Below are 18,251 nucleotides of genomic sequence, written 5' to 3' on the forward strand. Positions count from 1 at the left end.
TTGCCGCAGGCGTCTCCCGTCCGCCGCGACGGCGGGACACCACGACGCGGGAGACCGGGGGTGCCGCACCGGGCCGGCCCCCGTGGCGCGGGCGCGGACGCACGCGGCGCGGTCGGGGTTACCGGCGGTCCGGCCGCGCGGCCCGCGGCAATGACATGACGCCCCGTCAGACGGACTCCTCCGCCTCGTCGTACACCTCGTGCCGCCCCGGCACCACGAACTCGCACCACACGCTCTTGCCCGTCCCGCGCGACTCGACCCCCCAGACGTCGGCGAGCCGGTCGACCAGCAGCAGGCCGCGGCCCGAGACGCCCGACTCGCCCGGTTCGCGGCGCCGGGGCAGCGTGCTGGACCTGTCCTCGACGTCGACGCGCACGCGCCGTTCGGGCCCGGTGATGATGCGGATGGTCACGACGGCCGCGCTGTCGGTGTGGATCAGTGCGTTGGTCACCAGTTCGTCGGCGACGAGCTCGATCTCGTCGGACCGCTCGCGCGCGCCCCAGGCCCGTACGGCCGCGCGGATCATGTGGCGGGCCGCGGAGAGCGCCTCCGGGTCGGCCGGGGCGATGTGCTGCTGCAGCCGGCCGCCGCCCCGGGTGGCCGCGCCCTCGCGGCGCAGCAGCAGCACGGCCATGTCGTCCTCGCCGACGCGCTCCCCGATCACGTCGCACAGCCGGTCGGCGAGCTGGTGGAGCTCGTAGGGGCCGGCGCGGACGACCTCGGAGAGGCGCTGCATACCCTCGTCGAGGTCGGAGCCGGGCTGTTCGACGAGGCCGTCGGTGAACATCAGGAGCGTCTCGCCCGGGTCGATTTCAACGGTGGTCACGGGGTAGTCGAGGCGCCCGAACTCGACGGAGAGGCCGAGCGGCAGGCCGCCGGAGACGGGCAGGCGCCGGCACGTGCCGTCGGTGTGCCGCAGTAGCGGGTCGATGTGGCCGGCGCGGACGAGCTGGACGACGCCGGTGGACAGGTCGGCCTCGGCGTAGGCGCAGGTGGCGAAGCGGTCGGTGTCGAGCTCGTGGAGGAAGGAGGAGGCGCGGGCCATGACGGTGGCCGGGGCGTGGCCCTCGGTGGCGTACGCCCGCAGGACGGTGCGCAGCTGGCCCATGACGGCGGCGGCCTGGGTGTCGTGCCCCTGGACGTCGCCGATGACGGCGCCGACCCGCCCGCCGGGCAGCGGGATCACGTCGTACCAGTCGCCGCCGATGTCGCGGCCCATGCGGGCCGAGCGGTAGCGGACGGCGATCTGCGCGCCGGGGATCTCGGGGATGCGGCGCGGCAGCATGGACTGCTGGAGGCCCTCGGCGAGGTCGTGCTCCTGGTCGTAGAGCATGGCGCGGGCGATGGCCTGCGAGAGGCTGCTGGAAAGGGCGATCAGGAGGTTGCGCTCCTGCTGGGTGAAGCCGCGGGTCTCCCGGTAGAGCAGCCCGATGGCGCCGACGGGGCGGGCCTGGGCGATGAGCGGGAGGTAGGCGGCCGACGAGATGCCGGCGTTCTTGATGCGCTCCCACAGCCAGGGGTAGGAGCGGGCGAACTCCTCGCGGGACTCGATGAAGCGCGGTGCCATCGTGCGGATGACGTCGCTCATGGGGAAGTTGTCGTCGATGCGGGTCCAGCGGGTGCCGGGGATGTAGTGCTCGCCGGGGCCCTCGGCGACCATGTGGATGCGGCCGGCCTCGACGATGCCGAGGACGAGCAGGTCGGAGCCGAGGTGCGTAACGGCCCGGTCGTCGCGGAAGAAGTCGATGACGTCCTGGACGGTGCGGGCGTGGGCGAGGGCCGCGGTGAGGGTCTCCACGATGGAGGTGTGCGTGAGGCGGTTCTCGTCGCGTCTGCCGATGGAGTGGCCGAGCTCCTCGGCGGCGTCGCGGACGATGCCGATGATGCGGTGCGGGCGACCCTCCCCGTCGCGCCGGATCCGGCCCTGGGTGTACGTCCAGCGCAGGGTGCCGTCGGGGGTGCGGATGCGGTAGTAGGCGCTGTAGGTCTCGCGGCCCTCCTTCAGGGCGCGGGTGACCTGGGCGTCGAGGTCGGCGGCGTCGGCGCGGAGCACCTTGCCCGTCAGGCCCGAGAGGCGGCCGTTGAACTCGTCGGGGGTCAGGTCGAAGAGCTCCAGGGCGGAGGCGTCCATGTGCAGCACGCCGGTGTCGAGGTCCCAGTCGAAGCCGCCCATGCGGTTGAGGGCGAGCATGACCTCCGGGCGAGCGGGCCAGTCGTCCGGCACGGAACCTGCCGGCGCGGTGGCAGGCGTCGCTCCCCGATCAACCATAGAGCTACTCTGACACCTTTTGCCCGTTTCTTCGATGTGACTGCGCGCTCCGGAGTGGTACGGATACGCCATGGAGTGGTTCACGGTCCCGGGGTACTGGCTGAGCCGGCTGGTGGTGCAGCGCGGGCTCGCCGGCCTCTACCTGGTGGCCTTCCTGGCGGCGGCTCTCCAGTTCCGTGCGCTGATCGGCGAGCGCGGCATGCTGCCCGTGCCGCGCTTCGTGCGCCACGTGCCCTTCGCCCGCGCCCCGGGGGTCTTCCAGCTGCACTACTCGGACCGGTTCTTCGCGGCGTGGGCGTGGACGGGCGCCGCGCTGGCCGCCGCGGTGGCTGCGGGGGCGGCCGACGCGGTGCCCCTGTGGGCGTCGATGGCGATGTGGGCCGCCCTCTGGGCGATGTACCTGTCGATCGTCAACGTGGGCCAGACCTGGTACGGCTTCGGCTGGGAGTCACTGCTGCTGGAGGCCGGGTTCCTCGCGGTCTTCCTGGGCAACGCGGACACCGGCCCGCCGGTCCTCGTGCTGTGGCTGATGCGCTGGCTCGTCTTCCGCGTCGAGTTCGGCGCGGGGCTGATCAAGATGCGCGGCGACCCCTGCTGGCGCGACCTGACCTGCCTGTACTACCACCACGAGACCCAGCCGATGCCGGGCCCGCTGAGCTGGTTCTTCCACCGCCTGCCGCGGCCGCTGCACCGGGTCGAGACGGGCGCCAACCACGTCGCCCAGCTCGTCGTGCCGCTCGCGCTGTTCACCCCGCAGCCCTTCGCGAGCCTGGCCGCCGCGGTGATCATCTGCACCCAGCTCTGGCTCGTGGCCTCCGGCAACTTCGCCTGGCTCAACTGGGTCACCATCGTCATGGCCTTCGCCGCCGTCGACGGCGACGGCATGGCGGACGCCTTCGGCCTCGCCCGGCACGCCCCCGTGTCCGCTCCCCCGGGCTGGTACGAGGGCCTCGTCATCGCCGCGACCGCGCTCGTGGCCGTCCTGAGCTGGTGGCCGGTGCGCAACATGCTCTCGCGGCAGCAGCGCATGAACATGTCCTTCAACGCGCTCCACCTGGTCAACACGTACGGCGCCTTCGGCAGCGTCAACCGCAGGCGCTACGAGGTGGTGGTCGAGGGCACCGACGAGGAGCGCGTCGGGCCGGACACCGTGTGGAAGGAGTACGGGTTCAAGGGCAAGCCCGGCGACCCGCACCGGCGCTCCCGCCAGTACGCCCCGTACCACCTGCGGCTCGACTGGATGATGTGGTTCGCCGGGATCTCCCCGGCGTACGCGGAACCGTGGTTCGGCCCGTTCGTGGAACGGCTGCTCACGGGCGACCCGGACACGCTGCGCCTGCTGCGGCACAACCCCTTCCCCGGCGCACCGCCGACCCACGTCCGGGCGCGGCTCTACCTCTACCGCTTCACCACGTGGGAGGAGCGGCGCGAGACGGGCGCCTGGTGGCACCGGACGCTGCGGGGGGAGTTCTTGCCGGTGGTGGCACTCCGCTCCGGCGAGCGGTGAAAGAAGAGCCCGCCGCAACGGCGGGACACCACCGCGGCGGGGGTCCGGCGGCAGACGCAGCCGCCGTAATCGGCACGTGTCAGGAACGGCCCCGCGGGCCCAGCCCGCACACCGCCAGTTCGGCGGGCGTGATCGACGGCTCGTTCCGCACGTCGCGGCCCGGGCCGCGCAGAACCCCCAGCACCACGGGCGGGCTGACCAGGGCCGTCATCGGCGCGGACAACGTCATCACGTCGTAGAGCGAGCGCAGGACGACCGGGTTGACCACGGCCGTGCGCATCAGGCGCTGGACGTATCCCCGCAGCAGCCGGGCCGCGGCCGGGGGGCGCTCGCCGATCGCGCCGGGGTAGTTGATGTCCTCGCCGGTGGCGAGGTCCCAGGGGCTGCTCGCGGCGCGGCCGACCGCGCGCTGGATGCGCCGGGCCAGGCCGGGCGCGGCCACGCCGTGCTCGGCCAGGAGGCCGCGGATCGCGGTCGCGCTGTGGGCGGCCACGGACATGCCCTGGCCGTAGACGGGGTTGAAGGTGGCGACGGCGTCCCCCATCACGGCGAAGCCGTCCGGCCAGGCGGGCAGGCGCTCGAAGTAGCGGCGGCGGTTGACGGTGCTGCGGGTGAGGTGGACGTCGGTCAGCGGCTCCAGGCCGGCGATCAGGTCGGCGATCAGCGGGTGGCGCAGGCTGCGGATGAACGGCTCGAACTCCCCGGGCTCCCGCGACGGTTCGCCGCCGCGCGTGCCGCAGGCCGTGAGCAGCCAGCGGCCGCCCTCGACGGGCAGCATCGTCGCGCCCTGTCCCGGCATGGCGCCGTGCGGGTCGGCCTGCACGCTGACGACGGGGAAGCGCTCGCTGCCCGGCGGCGCCCGGAAGATCCGGGTCACGTAGACCATGCCGGTGTCGACGGTCTCCTCATGGGCGGGGTGCAGCCCGAGCTCGTTCAGGCGGCGCGCGGCCTGCGAGCCGCGCCCGGAGGCGTCGATCACCAGATCCGCCTCCAGCGCCTCGGCGGAGTGGCTGCCGGCCGTGCGAACCTTCACGCCGGTGACCCGCTGGGCGTCGCCGAGCAGCGCGAGCGCGTCGGTCTCCTGGCGGAGCACGACCCCGGGCAGGGCCAGGACCTTCTCGCGGACGACCAGGTCCAGCAGGTCGCGGGTGCAGGCCATCAGGAACTGCGTGCTGGGCCAGCGCGGATACCAGCCCTGCGGGCCGAACGCGACCAGCCCGGTCCCCAGCGGGACCCGGCGGGCGCCCGCGCTCACCCACCCCTCGACCGTGCCCGGCAGCAGGGACTCCACGGCCCGGGCGCCGCCCGACATCATCAGGTGCGCGTGGCGCGCCTGCGGCAGGCCCTTGCGCGGCTCCAGCCCGTCCGGCAGCCGGTCCCGCTCCACGATCACGACCTCGCCGACGTGGCGGGCCGCCGCGGCCGCGGCCAGCAGGCCGGCCATGCCCGCACCGAGGACCACGACGCGGCCCACTCTGCGGGAGGCGCCGGAGGAGCCGGAGGAGGAGGCCTCGTCGGGGACGGGAACGGCGGAGGAAGGGGCTCTCATGCCACGGACCCTCCCCACCCCGCCCCGCGCCTACTCACGGGTTCACCCGCGGGTGCGCCCGCGGCATGCGCGTCTCCCGCCGAGCGCGCACCGTAGGACGAGAGGCGAGGAGGCGGTGGTGCGATGGACCCGGTGGAGGCGCTGGACCGGATCGCTTTCCTGCTGGAGCGCGCGGACGCGCCCACGTACCGCGTGAAGGCGTTCCGCACGGCCTCCGAAGTGATCGCCGGGCTGCCGGAGGACGAACTGCGGCGGCGCGCGGCCGCCGGCACGCTGACCGCCGAGAAGGGCATCGGCCCCAAGACCGCGGCCGTCGTGGCCGAGGCGCTGGCCGGGCGCGTGCCCGGGTACCTGGCCAAGCTGGCGGAGGAGGCGCGGGAGCCGCTGGCCGAGGGCGGCGAGGCGCTGCGCGCGGCCCTGCGCGGCGACTGCCACATGCACTCGGACTGGTCCGACGGCGGCAGCCCGATCGAGGCCATGGCCCGCGCGGCGCAGGGCCTCGGCCACGAGTGGGCGGTGCTCACCGACCACTCCCCCAGGCTGACGATCGCCCGCGGTCTGACGGCCGAGCGGCTGCGCGCCCAGCTCGGCGTCGTCGCCGAGGTGAACGACGCGCTCGGCGACGGCTTCCGGCTACTGCGCGGCATCGAGTGCGACATCCTCGACGACGGTTCCCTCGACCAGGAGCCGGGGCTGCTCGGCGAGCTCGACGTGGTCGTCGCGTCGGTCCACTCGAAGCTGCGCATGGACGCGGACGCCATGACCCGCCGGCTGGTCGGGGCCGTCGCCAACCCCCTCGTGGACGTGCTCGGACACTGCACCGGGCGGCTCTCGGCCGGGCGGGGAAGGCCGGAGTCGGTGTTCGACGCGGCGATGGTCTTCGCCGCGTGCGCCCGCTTCGGCACCGCCGTGGAGATCAACTGCCGGCCGGAGCGGCTGGACCCGCCGCGCCGGCTGATCCGCCAGGCCCTCGACGCGGGCGTGCTGTTCTCCATCGACAGCGACGCGCACGCCCCGGGCCAGCTCGACTGGCAGATCCACGGCTGCGCCCGCGCCGAGGAGTGCGGCGTGCCCGCCGAGCGGATCATCACGACGTGGACGGCTTCCGAGCTGCTGGAATGGGCGCGGGACAAGAGGTAGGCGGCGGACGATGACCCCGACAGCCGGGCGCGCCCCGGCCGCGCCGCCCGCGATCCGGCCGATGCTGGCGACCCCCGGGCCGCTGCCGGCCGCCGACGAGGACGCGGCCTGGGCGTTCGAGGTCAAGTGGGACGGCATCCGCCTGGTCGTGGGCGTCGGGGGCGACGGCACCGTACGGCCGGTCACCCGGGCCGGCAACGACGCCGGCGTCACCTACCCCGAACTGCGGGCCCTGGGCGGGCACCTGGGCGGCCGGCCCGCGGTCCTCGACGGCGAGGTCGTCGTCCTCGACGGCGCCGGCCGGCCGGACTTCGGTCTGCTGCAGCGCCGCATGGGCGTCACCGACGCGCGCCGTGCGGCCCGCCTCGCGGCGGAGTACCCCGCCCGCCTCATGCTCTTCGACGTCATGCACCTCGGCGACCGGTCCCTGCTGGACCTGCCCTACGCCGAGCGGCGGGCCGTCCTGGAGGGCCTGGACCTCGCGGGCCCCGCCTGGTCGGTGCCCGCGTACGTGGCCGGCCACGCGCAGCAGGCCTGGGACGCCACGCTCGAAGCCGGGTTCGAGGGCGTCGTGGCGAAGCGGCTCACGTCCCTCTACACCCCCGGCATCCGGTCCTCCGAATGGCGCAAGACCAAGCACGTCGTCACGATCGACGTGGTCATCGGGGGCTGGGCGGAGGGCCGCGGCGCGCTGTCGGGGCTGCCGGGCGCCGTGCTCGCGGGCGTGGAGGAGCCGGGCGGGCTGCGGTACGCGGGGTCCGTGGGGTCGGGGCTGTCGGAGCGCGAACGCCGGGACCTCGCCCGCTGCCTGTCGGTGATCCCGCGCGCGGACCCGCCGTTCTCGGGGCCCGTGGACGTGCCGGGGGCGCACTGGGTGGAGCCCCGGCTCGTCGCCGAGGTCGTCTTCTCCGGCTGGACGTCCGCGGGCCGCCTCCGCCACCCCGTCTGGCACCGGCTGCGGCCCGACCTGACGCGGCTCGGCTGAGGCGGGGGCGTCAGGGGAGGCGCGCGCGGGTGGCGTCGCCGGTGAGCGGGGCCAGCAGGTCCCCGTAGGCCTCCGCCCGGTCCAGCACCTCCTCGGGGGTGAAGGCGAGGTCGGCCGGGTCCCGGCACGCGGCGACCTCGTCCCAGGTGACCGGGGCGGCGACGCCGGGGGCGCCCTCCCGCAGCCGCACGGTGTACGGGGCCGCCGTGGTCTTGGCGCTCGCGTTCTGCGACCAGTCGATGAGCACCTTTCCCCGGCGCTCGACGCGCGCCATCGACACGACGACCAGCCCCGGGTGCTCGCCCATCATGCGGGCCGCCAGCTCCTTGGCGTAGCCGCCCGCCGCCCGCCCGGCCGCCGCGTGCACCGGTGCGTACAGGTGCAGGCCCTTGGAGCCGGAGACGACGGCGTGGGCGGTGAGGCCGTCGTCGTCGAGGAGCTGGCGCAGCCGCTGGGCGATCCGGCAGCAGACGACCAGGTCGGCGCCGGGGCCGGGGTCCAGGTCCAGGACGAGGCGGTCGTGGCCGTCGGGGCCCGCGGTCGCGGTCCACTGCGGGACGTGCACCTCGTACGCGCCGAGGTTGGCCAGCGCGACCAGGGCGGCCGTGGTGTCGATCACGACCTGCCCGGTGACGCCCTCGCGGTGCTCCACGGGCACCACCCGCACCCATCCCGGTACTCCACCCGGCGGGTTCTTGGCGATCCAGCTCTGCCCGCCGGGGCCCTCGGGGGCGCGGACGAACGAGGCGGGCCGGTCGGCCGTGTGCGCCACCATCACCGGGGCGATCCGCGCGTAGTACTGCAGCACCTGCGCCTTGGTGTGGCCGGAGGCGGGGAACAGCACCCGGTCGAGGTGGGTCAGGGCCAGCCGGTGGCCCTCGATCTCCACCGCCTGCCGCTCGGAGGAGACAGACATAAGGTAGGAATTCCCCGCGGAGGGATAAAACTATGCGGACCATGTGGAAGGGTGCGATTGGTTTCGGACTGGTGTCCGTACCGGTGCGGCTCTACGCCGCCGTCCAGGAACACGGCCTCAGGCTGCACCAGGTCCACGACAAGGACGGCGGGCGGATCCACCTCAAGCGCGTCTGCGAGGCCTGCGGCGAGCAGGTCGACTACGAGCACATCGCCAAGGGCTACCAGGACGACGAGGGGCACACCGCCGTCGTCACCCAGGACGAGCTGGCCGGCCTGCCGCTGCCCAGCAAGAAGCTCATCGACGTGCTCGCCTTCGTCGACTCCGGCAGGATCGATCCCCTGCAACTGTCCAGCGGCTACTACCTGGCGCCCGAGAGCGCGGCGGCCAACAAGCCCTACGTCCTGCTCCGCGAGACCCTCAAGCAGACCGAGCGCGTCGCCGTCACCAAGATCGCGCTGCGCACCCGGGAGTCCCTGGCCCTGCTGCGCGTCCACGGCGACCTGCTCACGCTGCACACCATGTACTGGCCGGACGAGATCCGCGACGCGGGCGACCTGGCCCCGCCCTCCTCGGTCACGGTGCGGCCGCAGGAGCTGAAGATGGCCACGAGCCTGATGGACACCCTCTCCGAGGAGTTCGACCTGGAGGAGCAGGAGGACGAGTACGAGATCGCGCTGGGCGAGCTGATCAACGCCCACCTGTCCGACCGCCCCGTCCCCAAGAAGGAGACGGCACCCGCACCGGACAACGTCATCGACCTGATGGCCGCCCTCCAGGCCTCCATCGACAGCGCGGCGCGAAAGCCCGGGGAAAAGGCGGAGCGGCCGGGAAGAACGGCCAAGAAGGCGGCCGCGTCAGGGAAATCGGCCCGCAGCACCGCGAAGAAGTCCGCAGCACCGCAGAAACGCACGACGGGCAAGAAGACAGCGGCGGCCTCCACCGCCTCCACGGGCCGGAAGGCCACCGCCAAGACCACCACTGCCAAAACCGCCAAGAAGACGGCCGCGGCCAAGAAGGGCGGCCGCCGCGCCGCCTCGTGAAAGCGGCCCGGCGGGTCCGCGCCGACCGGCGCGGACCCACCGCGCTCACCGCACGGTGTCGCCCGCCGGAGTGACGCCCTCGCAGACCGCCGAGGCGAGAGCCGCCCGGGCGGTCTCCACCAGCCCGTCCGCCGCGCACTGCTCGGCCACTTCCAGGCCCTCACGCAGCCGCTCGGCCGCCTCGGGCAGCTTCCCCGCGCCCAGCAGCGCGGCGCCGTGGGCGACCAGAGCCTCCGCGAACTCGTACTTGCACGGCGAGCGGCGCAGGTGCACCACGGCCTTCTCCAGCTTCACCAGGGCCTCGTGCGGCTCGGCGACGAGGGCCGCCCGGCGCAGGGCGTCACCGACCGCCGTGTCCGTGCCGAACACCGCCGCGTGCCGGACCGCCTTGTCGGCGAGCGCACGGGCCCGCTCCGGGTCCTCGTCGGCCAGGGCGACGGCGAGGTCGAGCGCCCACGGGGCCCAGACGGTGTTGTGCCGGCCGCGCTCCTCCAGCCTGCGCCCGGCGGCCTCCAGCTCCGCGATCGCCTCCTTCTTGCGGCCCTGGGCGAGCAGCAGCCGCCCGGCCAGGGACGCGGCGTCGGGCAGCACGACGGCGGGGGTGCACGGCGCCCGGAAACCGTTCTCCTCGGCGAAGGCCTGGGCCTCGTCGACCCGGCCGCGGGCCAGCAGGGTGTCGATCAGCAGACACGCGCCGTCCCAGTGGATCGGCAGCCCGGGGCCGAGGCGCTTGCCCAGCCGCAGCCCTTCGCGCAGCATCGCCTCGGCCTCGTCCAGCTCGCCGCGGCGGCGGAAGACCAGGCCGAGGAAGTCGTTCGCGAAGGCGAGGTGCCCACCGCTCCAGCCGGAGATCTCGAAAGCCGTCACGGCTTCCTTGAAGAGCTCCTCGGCCTGGTCGAGCCGGTCGGTGTAGGCGAAGGTGATGCCGATGATGCTGGGGACCTCGAAGCCCCACTCGGTGTTGGTCCAGCCCATGCCGTCGGCGAGCCGGCCGTCCACGAGGGCGCGCGTCATGTGCTCGACCACCTGCACGGCGTCCTCACCGCGGATCATGCCGTCGAAGCCGCGCAGCGCGCGCAGGGTCCGCTCGGTGTTGTCCCGGCCGGGGAGGCTCTCGGCGAGCTCCGCGATGCGCCGCGAACGGGCCAGCGAGTCCTGCTCCTCCACCTGGATGCCCTGCCACAGATAGTGCGCGGCCTGCAGGCGCATCCGCCCGGGGCCGGGCGGGGTGCGCTCGGCCTGCTCCTTGACGACAGCGGCGGCCTCCCGCAGCTGGCTGTTGTGGGCATAGGCCTGGGAGAGCCGGTAGGTGGCGTCGACCCGCAGCTCCTCGGTGAGGTGCGGCAGGGAGAGCGCCGACTTGAGGTGGTTGACGGTGGTCGGCGGCGAGGTGAGCAGCGCGGAGCAGCCCAGCTCGTAGAGGACCGCGGCCCGCTCCTCCTCGGGCGGCGGCTCCTGCAGGGCGCGCTCCAGACAGCGGCGGGCCGCGTCGGGCGCGCCGACCGCCAGGTGCTCGCGGGCGGCGATGCGCAGCTGCTCGACCAGCTCGGAGTCGTGGTCGGGGTGGACCTCCAGCAGGTGGCGCGAGGCTGCCGCGGCACCCAGGCCCGCCTCGGTGACGGACCAGGCCGCCTGCCCGTGCATGGCGGTACGGGTGGCGGGCGGGATCGAGGCGTAGATGGCGGTCGCGATCAGCGGGTGGACGAATTCGAGGTCGATGGCGCCGGCGAGGATGCGGGAGTGCCGCAGCTTGTCCGCGCATTCGGCGGCCTGGGCCGGGCCCATGCCCGCGAGGTTGGCGGCCAGGGACGGCTGGATCTCCGTGCCGAGGACGGCCGCCGCCCAGGCGAAGCGGGTGACGGCGGTGCCGAGCCGCTCCAGACGGGCCACCAGTCCGGGGCCGCGGGACGCGGCGCCGAGGTCGCGCAGGAGGGGGGCCGACTCGTCGAGCGGCTTGAGGCCCCGGTCCTTCGCCTTGGCGATCAACTCGATGGTCTCGTAGGGGTTTCCTCCGGTGACGGCCCAGACCTCGCGGCAGAAGGGGGCGTCGGCCTGCTCCGGGAAGGCGTCGCGCACCAGCCGGGTGACCGAGTCCGGCGTCAGGGGGCGCAGCTCCACGGGGCGGTTGCCGCGAGCGGTGACCAGGTCACGGAAGACCGGTGCGGAGTCCGCCAGTTCGTCGGGGCGGTAGGCGATGACCGCGAGCATGGGCGTCTCGCGCAGCCGCGCGGCGAAGTACCCGAGCCAGGTGAGGGACTCGGCGTCGGCCCAGTGCGCGTCGTCGATCACCGCGACCAGGGGCTCCCGGCGGGCCGCGAGTTGGGACACGAGCCAGTCGATGCCGTCGCGGACGCCCTGCGGGTCCTGCGGTCCGATCGGCGGGACGATGCCCAGCGCGGGGCCCGCGATCTCGTACCAGCCGGCGAGCAGCTTCCTGCGGTCGGCCTCGGAGATCGGCGCCAGCACCGGCTGGAACAGCTGGCGGATGACGTGGAAGGGGACGGCCTGCGTGGACTCGCTGCCGCGCGCGAAGAGGACGGTGCACCCTCCCTCCACCATGGCCTTCCTGCGGGTCTCGGCGAGCAACGCCGTTTTCCCCAGGCCCGCTTCGCCGTTGTAGAGCAGCAGACCGCCGAGCCGGGGCCCCCCTTCGCTCTCGGTCCCGCACAGCCTTTGCAGCGCTTGCTCAGCGGCTTGCAGCTCGAGCTTCCGCTCGAACAGGGCGGCGGATGCGTTCTGTTCACGCTGATGCCCTGACATGGCGTTGTCTCCCCGGAAGATGTGGTGGGGCGAGCCTAGCCCCGTCCGTGAGGCCAGGGGCAGGGTTCGGCGGACGGACCACCCGGGAGCGTGACCTCGCCCCGGCCGCCTCCGGCGCCCTCGCGGGGCACAGGAGCAACACGGGAGACACGCCCCACTCGCGCCGAACATACATTCATACGTTTCGTAAATCCATTCGGAATTCGAAGCGCGAGGCCATTATGAAGCCTTTCGAATTCCCGCGTCAGGCCGATCTGCGAATATGACAACTTCGCGCCGGAGCCCCGCGCGACCGGCTACGCTCCATGTCGCGCAGCGGGTTGTGGCGACTACTTCACGGTGCGCACAAGTGCTGCGCCCGCGCCGTTCCCCGCGGCAGACATCCGGGGAATGCCCCGCGCCGGGCCCCGAAGCAGTTACACCTTCTTAAGAGTTCCGAGGATCCCGATGGTTGGTACCGGCTCGTCAGTTCAACGGCGGCCCGTCTCCGCTCTGATATGGCTGATCTCCCCCCTGGTCCTGGCCGTGTGCACGGGAACGGCGATTCTCGCCGCCGCCCCCGACGCCCGCGTGCCCGTGGCCTGGTGCGGGTCGTCCGCCACGGTCGCGGTGGCGCTGGCAAGCTCCGAGGCCGCCCGGCGGGGACGGGTCATCGCGGCCCTGCGCCGGCGCTGCACCGAGCAGGAGGCCGGCTTGCGGTACCAGCTCGACCAGCACGAGGCGGAGACCCGGCGGCTGGCCAAGGAGCTGCTGCCCCGCGCCATCCACCTGCTGCAGCGCGGCGCCCCCACCGAGGTCGTGCTCCGCCACACCCTCCCCGTCCACGACCTCGAACCCGGCTACGCGGCCGCCCACCGGTCCGTGCTGAAGTCCGTCATCGAGGCGGTCCAGGCGGAGGAGGGGCTGCGCGACGCCGCGCAGCGCGCCTTCGTCAACATCGCCCGCCGCATGCAGGCCATCGTCCACCAACAGGCCTACGACATCCGGGAGATGGAGCACAAGCACGGCAACGACCCGGACGTCTTCGGCGACCTCCTCCACCTCGACCACGGCAACGCCCTGACCGGCCGCCTCGCCGACAGCATCGCCGTCCTCGGCGGCTCCCGCCCGGGCCGCCAGTGGAAGAACGAGATCCCGCTCTACAACGTGCTGCGCGGCGCCATGTCACGGATCCTCGAGTACCGCCGCGTCGACCTCCACTCGGTGGCCGACGTCGCCGTGGTCGGGCCCGCCGTCGAGCCGGTCATCCACGCCCTGGCCGAGCTGCTGGACAACGCCACCCGCTACTCCCCCCCGCAGACCCGGGTGCACCTGACCGCCGTGGACATCCAGTCCGGCATCGCGGTCGAGATCGAGGACGCCGGCGTCGGCCTGACCGACGAGGCGCGCCGCCGCACCGACCGCGTCCTCTCCCGCGAGGGCGACCTCGACCTCGACGACCTGGGCGAGGCGCCGCGGCTCGGCCTCGCGGTGGTCAGCCGGCTCGCCCGTACGTACAACCTCCTGGTGTCGCTGCGGCCCTCCGCCTACGGCGGGGTCCGGGCCGTGCTCGTCATCCCCATGGACCTGATCACCGCCAGCAAGCACCCCGGCGGCGACATCGCCCGCGCGGCCAAGCTCCCGCCCATCAAGTCCAAGCGCCGCCCGGGCCAGAAGATCCCACCGCCCGCTCCGCAGACCGCACCGCCGATGATGGAGCACCCCATCCCGCCGCCGCTCGGCGACAGCGGGCTGCCGCAGCGGCGGCGGCGCCGCGGCCCCGCGCCGCTCCCGTTCGGCCGGGGCGCGGCCGAGCGGCGGGAGCGGCCGGCCCCGCCCGCCGCGCCGGCCGCTCCGGAGGAGGCCCCCAAGCAGCCAGGGATGTGGCTGGCCGCCTTCAACCGCGGCATCAACGGGGAGTCCCTGGAGCCGGACCCCGGCCGGGCGAACAGTGATATCCCGTCGGACAAGGAAGAGTAGCCAAGTGACGCAGCCGCGGCTCAACATGGACTGGATGCTCAAGGACCTGGCAACCAGTGTTCCGCAGACCCGCCACGTGATCGTGCTGTCCTCGGACGGCCTGCGCATGGCTCAGCACGGCACCGACCCGGACGCGGCGGACCGCCTGGCCGCCGCCTGTGCCGGACTGCAGAGCCTCTCGACGGCGATCGCCGGTGAATTCCCGCACGGGGACGGACAGATGCGCCTGGTCGTGATCGAGGTCGACGGCGGGTTCTTCTATCTGATGGCCGCCGGGGCCGGGGCCTTCCTGGCGGTGCTCGCCGACGACGACGTGGACGCCGAGCTGATGGGCATGCGGATGCGGGATCTGGTGGCCCGCATCGGTTCGCATCTCACCAGCCCGCCGCGGGTCGGCGGGTCGGTGACATGAGCACGGAGGGACCCGGCTCCCCGACGGCGCCCGGCAGCCCCGACCGGCTGTACATCCTCACCGGAGGCCAGGCCCGCGCGGAGCGGAAGACGGAGCTCGACCTGGTGACGCTGATCGTGTCCCGGTCGGAGGCCGACCCCGGGCTGCAGCCCGAGCACGCCGCCATCGTCAGGATGTGTGCCTATCCGCTCTCCGTCGCCGAGATATCGGCCTATCTGGAGCTCCCGGTCAGCACGCTGACCCTGCTGCTCACGGAGCTGGTGGCGGGCCGGCACGTGGAGGCCCGCCCGCCGGTCCCGGCGGCGGCACTGCCCGACGTACAACTTCTGGAGGCGGTGATGAATGGACTACAGAAGCTCTGACTCCCCGGGGCTGGAGACCTGTGCGGGGCCGCGCAGCGAGGACGTGCTGCCGGCCTCGGCCACCGCGGCCGTCAAGGTGGTCATCGTCGGCGGGTTCGGGGTCGGCAAGACGACCCTGGTGGGCTCCGTCAGCGAGATCCGGCCGCTGACCACCGAGGAGCCGATGACCCAGGCCGGCGTCGGCGTGGACGACGTCGCCGGGATCGAGCACAAGACCGAGACGACCGTGGCCATGGACTTCGGCCGGATCAGCATCAACGACCAGCTGGTGCTGTATCTGTTCGGCACCCCCGGCCAGGAGCGCTTCTGGTTCCTGTGGAACGGCCTGTTCGAGGGCGCTCTCGGTGCGGTCGTCCTCCTCGACACCCGCCGCATGGACGTCAGTTACGACGTCATCGGGCGTCTGGAGGAGAAGGGAGTGCCGTTCGTCGTCGGCGTCAACCGCTTCCCCCAGGCCCCCAGATACCCGATGGAACAGCTCCGCGCCGCCATGGACCTCGACGCCTCGGTGCCCATGGTCGACTGCGACGCCCGCGACCGCGCGTCCTGCCGCGACACCCTGCTCACCCTCATGCGCTACCTCTACACGCTCACCACCGCCTCCACGGAGCACCAGTGACCCTCCCTTCCGAACGCCCCCGCGCCACCTCCCCGGCCGGGCCTCCCCCGCAGTGCCCGGCGCACTCCTCCGGCCCCGGGGGCATCACCCGGCTCTTCGGCCCGGAGGCCGAGGCCGACCCGATGGGGCTGTACGAGCGACTGCGCCAGAAGCACGGCCAGGTGGCGCCCGTCCTGCTGCACGACGACGTCCCGGCCTGGCTCGTCCTCGGCTACCGCGAGAACCTCGACGTGGCGCGCACCCCCTCGCGCTTCTCCCGCGACTCCCGGCGGTGGATCGAGGCGCGCGAGGGCCGCGTGGCCCCGACCCACCCGCTGGCACCGATCACCACCTGGCAGCCGATCTGCGTCTTCGCCGACGGGCGGCAGCACGAGCGCTGGCGCGGTGCCGTCAACGACAGCATCGCCCGCTTCGACAAGCGCGGCATCCGCCGCCACGTCACGCAGTTCTCGAACCAGCTCGTCGACCGCTTCTGCGCCTCGGGCCGGGCCGATCTGGTGCACGAGTTCGCGGAGCAGCTGCCGATGATGGCGATGACGCAGCTGCTGGGCATGCCGGAGGCGTACAGCCCCCAGCTGGTCAACGCCGCCCGGGACATGATCAAGGGCACCGAGACGGCGATCGCGAGCAACGAGTTCGTCCAGGAGACGCTGCGCAAGCTGGTGGCGCGCAAGCGCGTCGAGCCGGGCGCCGACTTCACCAGCTGGCTGCTGGAGCACCCCGCCGGGCTGTCGGACGACGAGGTGCAGCAGCATCTGCGGCTGGTGCTGATCGCGGCCTTCGAGACCACGGCGAACCTCATCGCGAACACCCTGAAGATGGTGCTCACCGACCACCGCTTCCAGGCCTCCCTGGCCGGCGGGCACATGACGCTGCCGGACGCGGTCGAGCAGGTCCTGTGGGACGAGCCGCCGTTCATCACGATCCTGGGCCGCTGGGCGACGCAGGACACGGAGCTGGCGGGTCAGCAGATCAAGGAGGGGGACGCCCTGATCCTGGGGCTGGCCGCGGCAAATATGGACACGGTGATCCGCCCCGATCCCGACGCCCCTGTCCACGGCAACCGCTCGCACCTGGCGTTCAGCGGCGGCCAGCACGAGTGCCCGGGCCAGGACGTCGGCCGGGCGATCGCGGGCGAGGGCATCGACGCCCTGCTGCTGCGGCTGCCCGACCTCACCCTCGCGGTGGAGGAGCCGGAGCTGACGTACCGCTCCACGCTGATGTCCCGTCACCTGACGGGGCTTCCGGTCCGGTTCACGGCACGGGCGCCGCTGCCCCCGAAGGAGACGGTGACGCCCGTGCCGGAGCCGCCCGCCCCGGCTCAGCCGGAGCGGGCCGAGCAGCCGGCCATCCCGGCGCCGCCGGTCCGCCCCGGCGGCGTGGAGCCGCCCGGTTCGCGGCGCTCGTGGTGGAGGTCGCTGCGGCGGCTGCTGTGGCGCCGGTAGCAGCCGGTGTCGAGCTGGTCCCACCACCAGGCGATGGCGGGGACCGGCAGCGGGTCCGGGCTGTCGTCCGACGGGGCCGGCTTCCACCACTCCACGTCGGCGCTCCCGTAGGGGTCCTGGTAGCGGGCGCAGCCCGAGGCCCAGTCCAGGTGCCCGCGGACGAAGTGGCCGAGCGCCACGAGGTAGCAGCGCAGTTCCACCCCGGACCGGGGCCAGATCTGCTCGCGCAAGCGCAGGAAGAGCGTCATGACGCGGTCGCGCATCGCCATGGCCTCTTCCTGGGCGCGGGCGGGCTCCCAGCCCCGCTCCTGGGCGAGGACGTCGATCAGGTTGAGGTTGTCTCCGGCACGCTGGATCTCCTTGTTCCGTGAGTAGAAGTCGTTGTCCCAGGCGACGAGCGTCCAGGTCATCTCGGTGAGGGCCCGGACCTCGGGCCGGTCCAGGTCGCGGTCGTCGAGTTCGTAGCCTCCGGCGATGTCCATCAGGGCCGTGGAAGGAGCCATGCCGATGGCGCGCATCCACATGGCGGCGTAGTCGTTCACGGACGGCAGGACCCGGTCACGGCGGCAGGCGGCCTCCCACACCAGGCCGGTCAGGTAGGTGCGCATGCCCTCGGTCCAGTGGCGCAGCTGAGCCGGTGTCGCGTACTCGGCCAGCTCCAGGCGTACGGTCCGCAGCGCCGCGGCGTGGGGTGACTCATCCGGCCACTCGGGCAGCGGTGCTTCCAGGACGCGCATGATGCGGGAGGTCGCGTGCGCCAGGCCGTGGGCGGTGGCGGTCGACTCGTCGCACAGGGCGTCGTCCAGGGAGAACAGCACGGCGTGGAGCTTGGCCACGGCGGTGAGCGGTCCGGACTGGCCGTAGGGCATGGTCCGGGCCGTGAGGCCGCCGAAGTCGCACCGTGCGAGGCGCTGCCGCTGGTGGGCGGAGGTGTCGAGCTGCTGCTGGAGCATCCAGTCGACCGAGGTGCGGTCGATCTCCCGGACGCTCGGGTGCACCGCCGGCGGTATCGGACAGTAGAAGGGCACGATTTCCAAGGGCTGTACTGATATGCGATCTCGCACGCCCGTCACGGCGCCTCCCCAGGCCGGCTCGCAGCGTTCCTGTCCGCTTTTGCGCGGTACCTGCCCATGGTGGACCGGGGATAACCCGCGGCGCATACCCGGTCACATCTTTCCAGCGCGGGATGCAAGGCTCACTTCGGATCGTTTCTGACTGAACCCGACCAAAGGAGCTTTTCCGATGAGTGGCGACGGTGGAATATTGCACCCCGATGTCGGAGTTT

General features: G+C 73.2%; 13 protein-coding genes and 1 pseudogene. 9 read left to right on the forward strand and 5 right to left on the reverse strand.

The window, feature by feature from the left end:
* Positions 1–166: 166 nt before the first annotated feature.
* Positions 167–2,269, reverse strand: coding sequence for a SpoIIE family protein phosphatase (locus tag IF61_RS0101980; protein ID WP_052392315.1), 2,103 nt, complete (start codon positions 2,267–2,269; stop codon positions 167–169).
* 70 nt (positions 2,270–2,339) lie between these two features.
* Between IF61_RS0101980 and IF61_RS0101985 the strand changes: the two genes are divergently transcribed.
* Positions 2,340–3,776 (forward strand): lipase maturation factor family protein, encoded by a 1,437-nt coding sequence (locus IF61_RS0101985; protein WP_030364412.1) that lies wholly within the window; start codon positions 2,340–2,342, stop codon positions 3,774–3,776.
* Positions 3,777–3,855: 79 nt separating this feature from the next.
* On the opposite strand, the gene IF61_RS0101990 is transcribed toward IF61_RS0101985, so the two are convergent.
* A complete protein-coding gene (locus tag IF61_RS0101990) occupies positions 3,856–5,325 on the reverse strand; it encodes an FAD-dependent oxidoreductase (protein WP_107042949.1) in 1,470 nt (489 codons plus the stop codon).
* 123 nt (positions 5,326–5,448) lie between these two features.
* Between IF61_RS0101990 and IF61_RS0101995 the strand changes: the two genes are divergently transcribed.
* Together IF61_RS0101995 and ligD (IF61_RS0102000) are read left to right on the forward strand one after the other, a co-directional pair.
* Positions 5,449–6,465 carry a PHP domain-containing protein gene (locus IF61_RS0101995; protein WP_030364414.1) on the forward strand — a complete coding sequence of 339 codons (1,017 nt, stop codon included), beginning with the start codon at positions 5,449–5,451 and terminating at the stop codon, positions 6,463–6,465.
* Positions 6,466–6,475: 10 nt separating this feature from the next.
* A complete protein-coding gene (ligD, locus tag IF61_RS0102000) occupies positions 6,476–7,450 on the forward strand; it encodes a non-homologous end-joining DNA ligase (protein WP_030364415.1) in 975 nt (324 codons plus the stop codon).
* Positions 7,451–7,460: 10 nt separating this feature from the next.
* On the opposite strand, the gene ligD (IF61_RS0102005) is transcribed toward ligD (IF61_RS0102000), so the two are convergent.
* A complete protein-coding gene (ligD, locus tag IF61_RS0102005; RefSeq protein ID WP_030364416.1) occupies positions 7,461–8,366 on the reverse strand; it encodes a non-homologous end-joining DNA ligase in 906 nt (301 codons plus the stop codon).
* A 32-nt stretch (positions 8,367–8,398) separates the two neighbouring features.
* Between ligD (IF61_RS0102005) and ku the strand changes: the two genes are divergently transcribed.
* Complete coding sequence (ku, locus tag IF61_RS0102010) at positions 8,399–9,409, forward strand: non-homologous end joining protein Ku (protein ID WP_030364417.1); 1,011 nt, start codon at positions 8,399–8,401, stop codon at positions 9,407–9,409.
* 45 nt (positions 9,410–9,454) lie between these two features.
* Here the strand turns inward: ku and IF61_RS0102015 are convergent, their stop codons facing one another.
* Complete coding sequence (locus tag IF61_RS0102015) at positions 9,455–12,169, reverse strand: ATP-binding protein (RefSeq protein ID WP_052392316.1); 2,715 nt, start codon at positions 12,167–12,169, stop codon at positions 9,455–9,457.
* 447 nt (positions 12,170–12,616) lie between these two features.
* Between IF61_RS0102015 and IF61_RS0102020 the strand changes: the two genes are divergently transcribed.
* Genes IF61_RS0102020 through IF61_RS0102040 form a run of 5 tightly spaced genes read left to right on the forward strand, consistent with a single transcriptional unit; the run spans position 12,617 to position 16,966 of the window.
* Entirely contained in the window at positions 12,617–14,128 is a 1,512-nt protein-coding gene (locus tag IF61_RS0102020; protein WP_030364419.1) for an ATP-binding protein, read from the forward strand.
* Between the two features lie 25 nt (positions 14,129–14,153).
* On the forward strand, positions 14,154–14,540 hold the full coding sequence (locus IF61_RS0102025; RefSeq protein WP_206329087.1) for a roadblock/LC7 domain-containing protein: 387 nt from the start codon (positions 14,154–14,156) through the stop codon (positions 14,538–14,540).
* Complete coding sequence (locus IF61_RS0102030; protein ID WP_030364421.1) at positions 14,537–14,902, forward strand: DUF742 domain-containing protein; 366 nt, start codon at positions 14,537–14,539, stop codon at positions 14,900–14,902. Before IF61_RS0102025 ends, IF61_RS0102030 begins: the two co-directional genes overlap by 4 nt.
* Positions 14,883–15,521, forward strand: coding sequence for a GTP-binding protein (locus IF61_RS0102035; protein WP_030364422.1), 639 nt, complete (start codon positions 14,883–14,885; stop codon positions 15,519–15,521). The genes IF61_RS0102030 and IF61_RS0102035 overlap by 20 nt, the downstream gene beginning before the upstream one ends.
* A complete protein-coding gene (locus tag IF61_RS0102040) occupies positions 15,518–16,966 on the forward strand; it encodes a cytochrome P450 (RefSeq protein ID WP_030364423.1) in 1,449 nt (482 codons plus the stop codon). The genes IF61_RS0102035 and IF61_RS0102040 overlap by 4 nt, the downstream gene beginning before the upstream one ends.
* A gap of 260 nt (positions 16,967–17,226) precedes the next feature.
* On the opposite strand, the pseudogene IF61_RS36775 reads toward IF61_RS0102040, so the two are convergent.
* Positions 17,227–18,126 (reverse strand): annotated as a pseudogene (locus IF61_RS36775) (terpene synthase family protein); the annotation flags it as partial.
* Between the last annotated feature and the right edge of the window lie 125 nt (positions 18,127–18,251).

It is taken from the genome of Streptomyces roseoverticillatus (genome assembly GCF_000719265.1).
Lineage (GTDB): Bacteria > Actinomycetota > Actinomycetes > Streptomycetales > Streptomycetaceae > Streptomyces > Streptomyces roseoverticillatus.

What these genes read in the sequence shown, in the direction of transcription:
- IF61_RS0101985 (WP_030364412.1), top strand. Translation starts at nt 2,340, where the DNA reads ATGGAGTGGTTCACGGTCCCGGGGTACTGGCTGAGCCGGCTGGTGGTG.
- IF61_RS0102030 (WP_030364421.1), top strand. Translation starts at nt 14,537, where the DNA reads ATGAGCACGGAGGGACCCGGCTCCCCGACGGCGCCCGGCAGCCCCGAC.
- ligD (WP_030364416.1), bottom strand. Translation starts at nt 8,366, where the DNA reads ATGTCTGTCTCCTCCGAGCGGCAGGCGGTGGAGATCGAGGGCCACCGG.
- ligD (WP_030364415.1), top strand. Translation starts at nt 6,476, where the DNA reads ATGACCCCGACAGCCGGGCGCGCCCCGGCCGCGCCGCCCGCGATCCGG.
- IF61_RS0101980 (WP_052392315.1), bottom strand. Translation starts at nt 2,269, where the DNA reads ATGGTTGATCGGGGAGCGACGCCTGCCACCGCGCCGGCAGGTTCCGTG.
- IF61_RS0102020 (WP_030364419.1), top strand. Translation starts at nt 12,617, where the DNA reads ATGGTTGGTACCGGCTCGTCAGTTCAACGGCGGCCCGTCTCCGCTCTG.
- IF61_RS0102015 (WP_052392316.1), bottom strand. Translation starts at nt 12,169, where the DNA reads ATGTCAGGGCATCAGCGTGAACAGAACGCATCCGCCGCCCTGTTCGAG.
- IF61_RS0102035 (WP_030364422.1), top strand. Translation starts at nt 14,883, where the DNA reads ATGGACTACAGAAGCTCTGACTCCCCGGGGCTGGAGACCTGTGCGGGG.
- IF61_RS0101990 (WP_107042949.1), bottom strand. Translation starts at nt 5,325, where the DNA reads ATGAGAGCCCCTTCCTCCGCCGTTCCCGTCCCCGACGAGGCCTCCTCC.
- ku (WP_030364417.1), top strand. Translation starts at nt 8,399, where the DNA reads ATGCGGACCATGTGGAAGGGTGCGATTGGTTTCGGACTGGTGTCCGTA.
- IF61_RS0101995 (WP_030364414.1), top strand. Translation starts at nt 5,449, where the DNA reads ATGGACCCGGTGGAGGCGCTGGACCGGATCGCTTTCCTGCTGGAGCGC.
- IF61_RS0102025 (WP_206329087.1), top strand. Translation starts at nt 14,154, where the DNA reads ATGGACTGGATGCTCAAGGACCTGGCAACCAGTGTTCCGCAGACCCGC.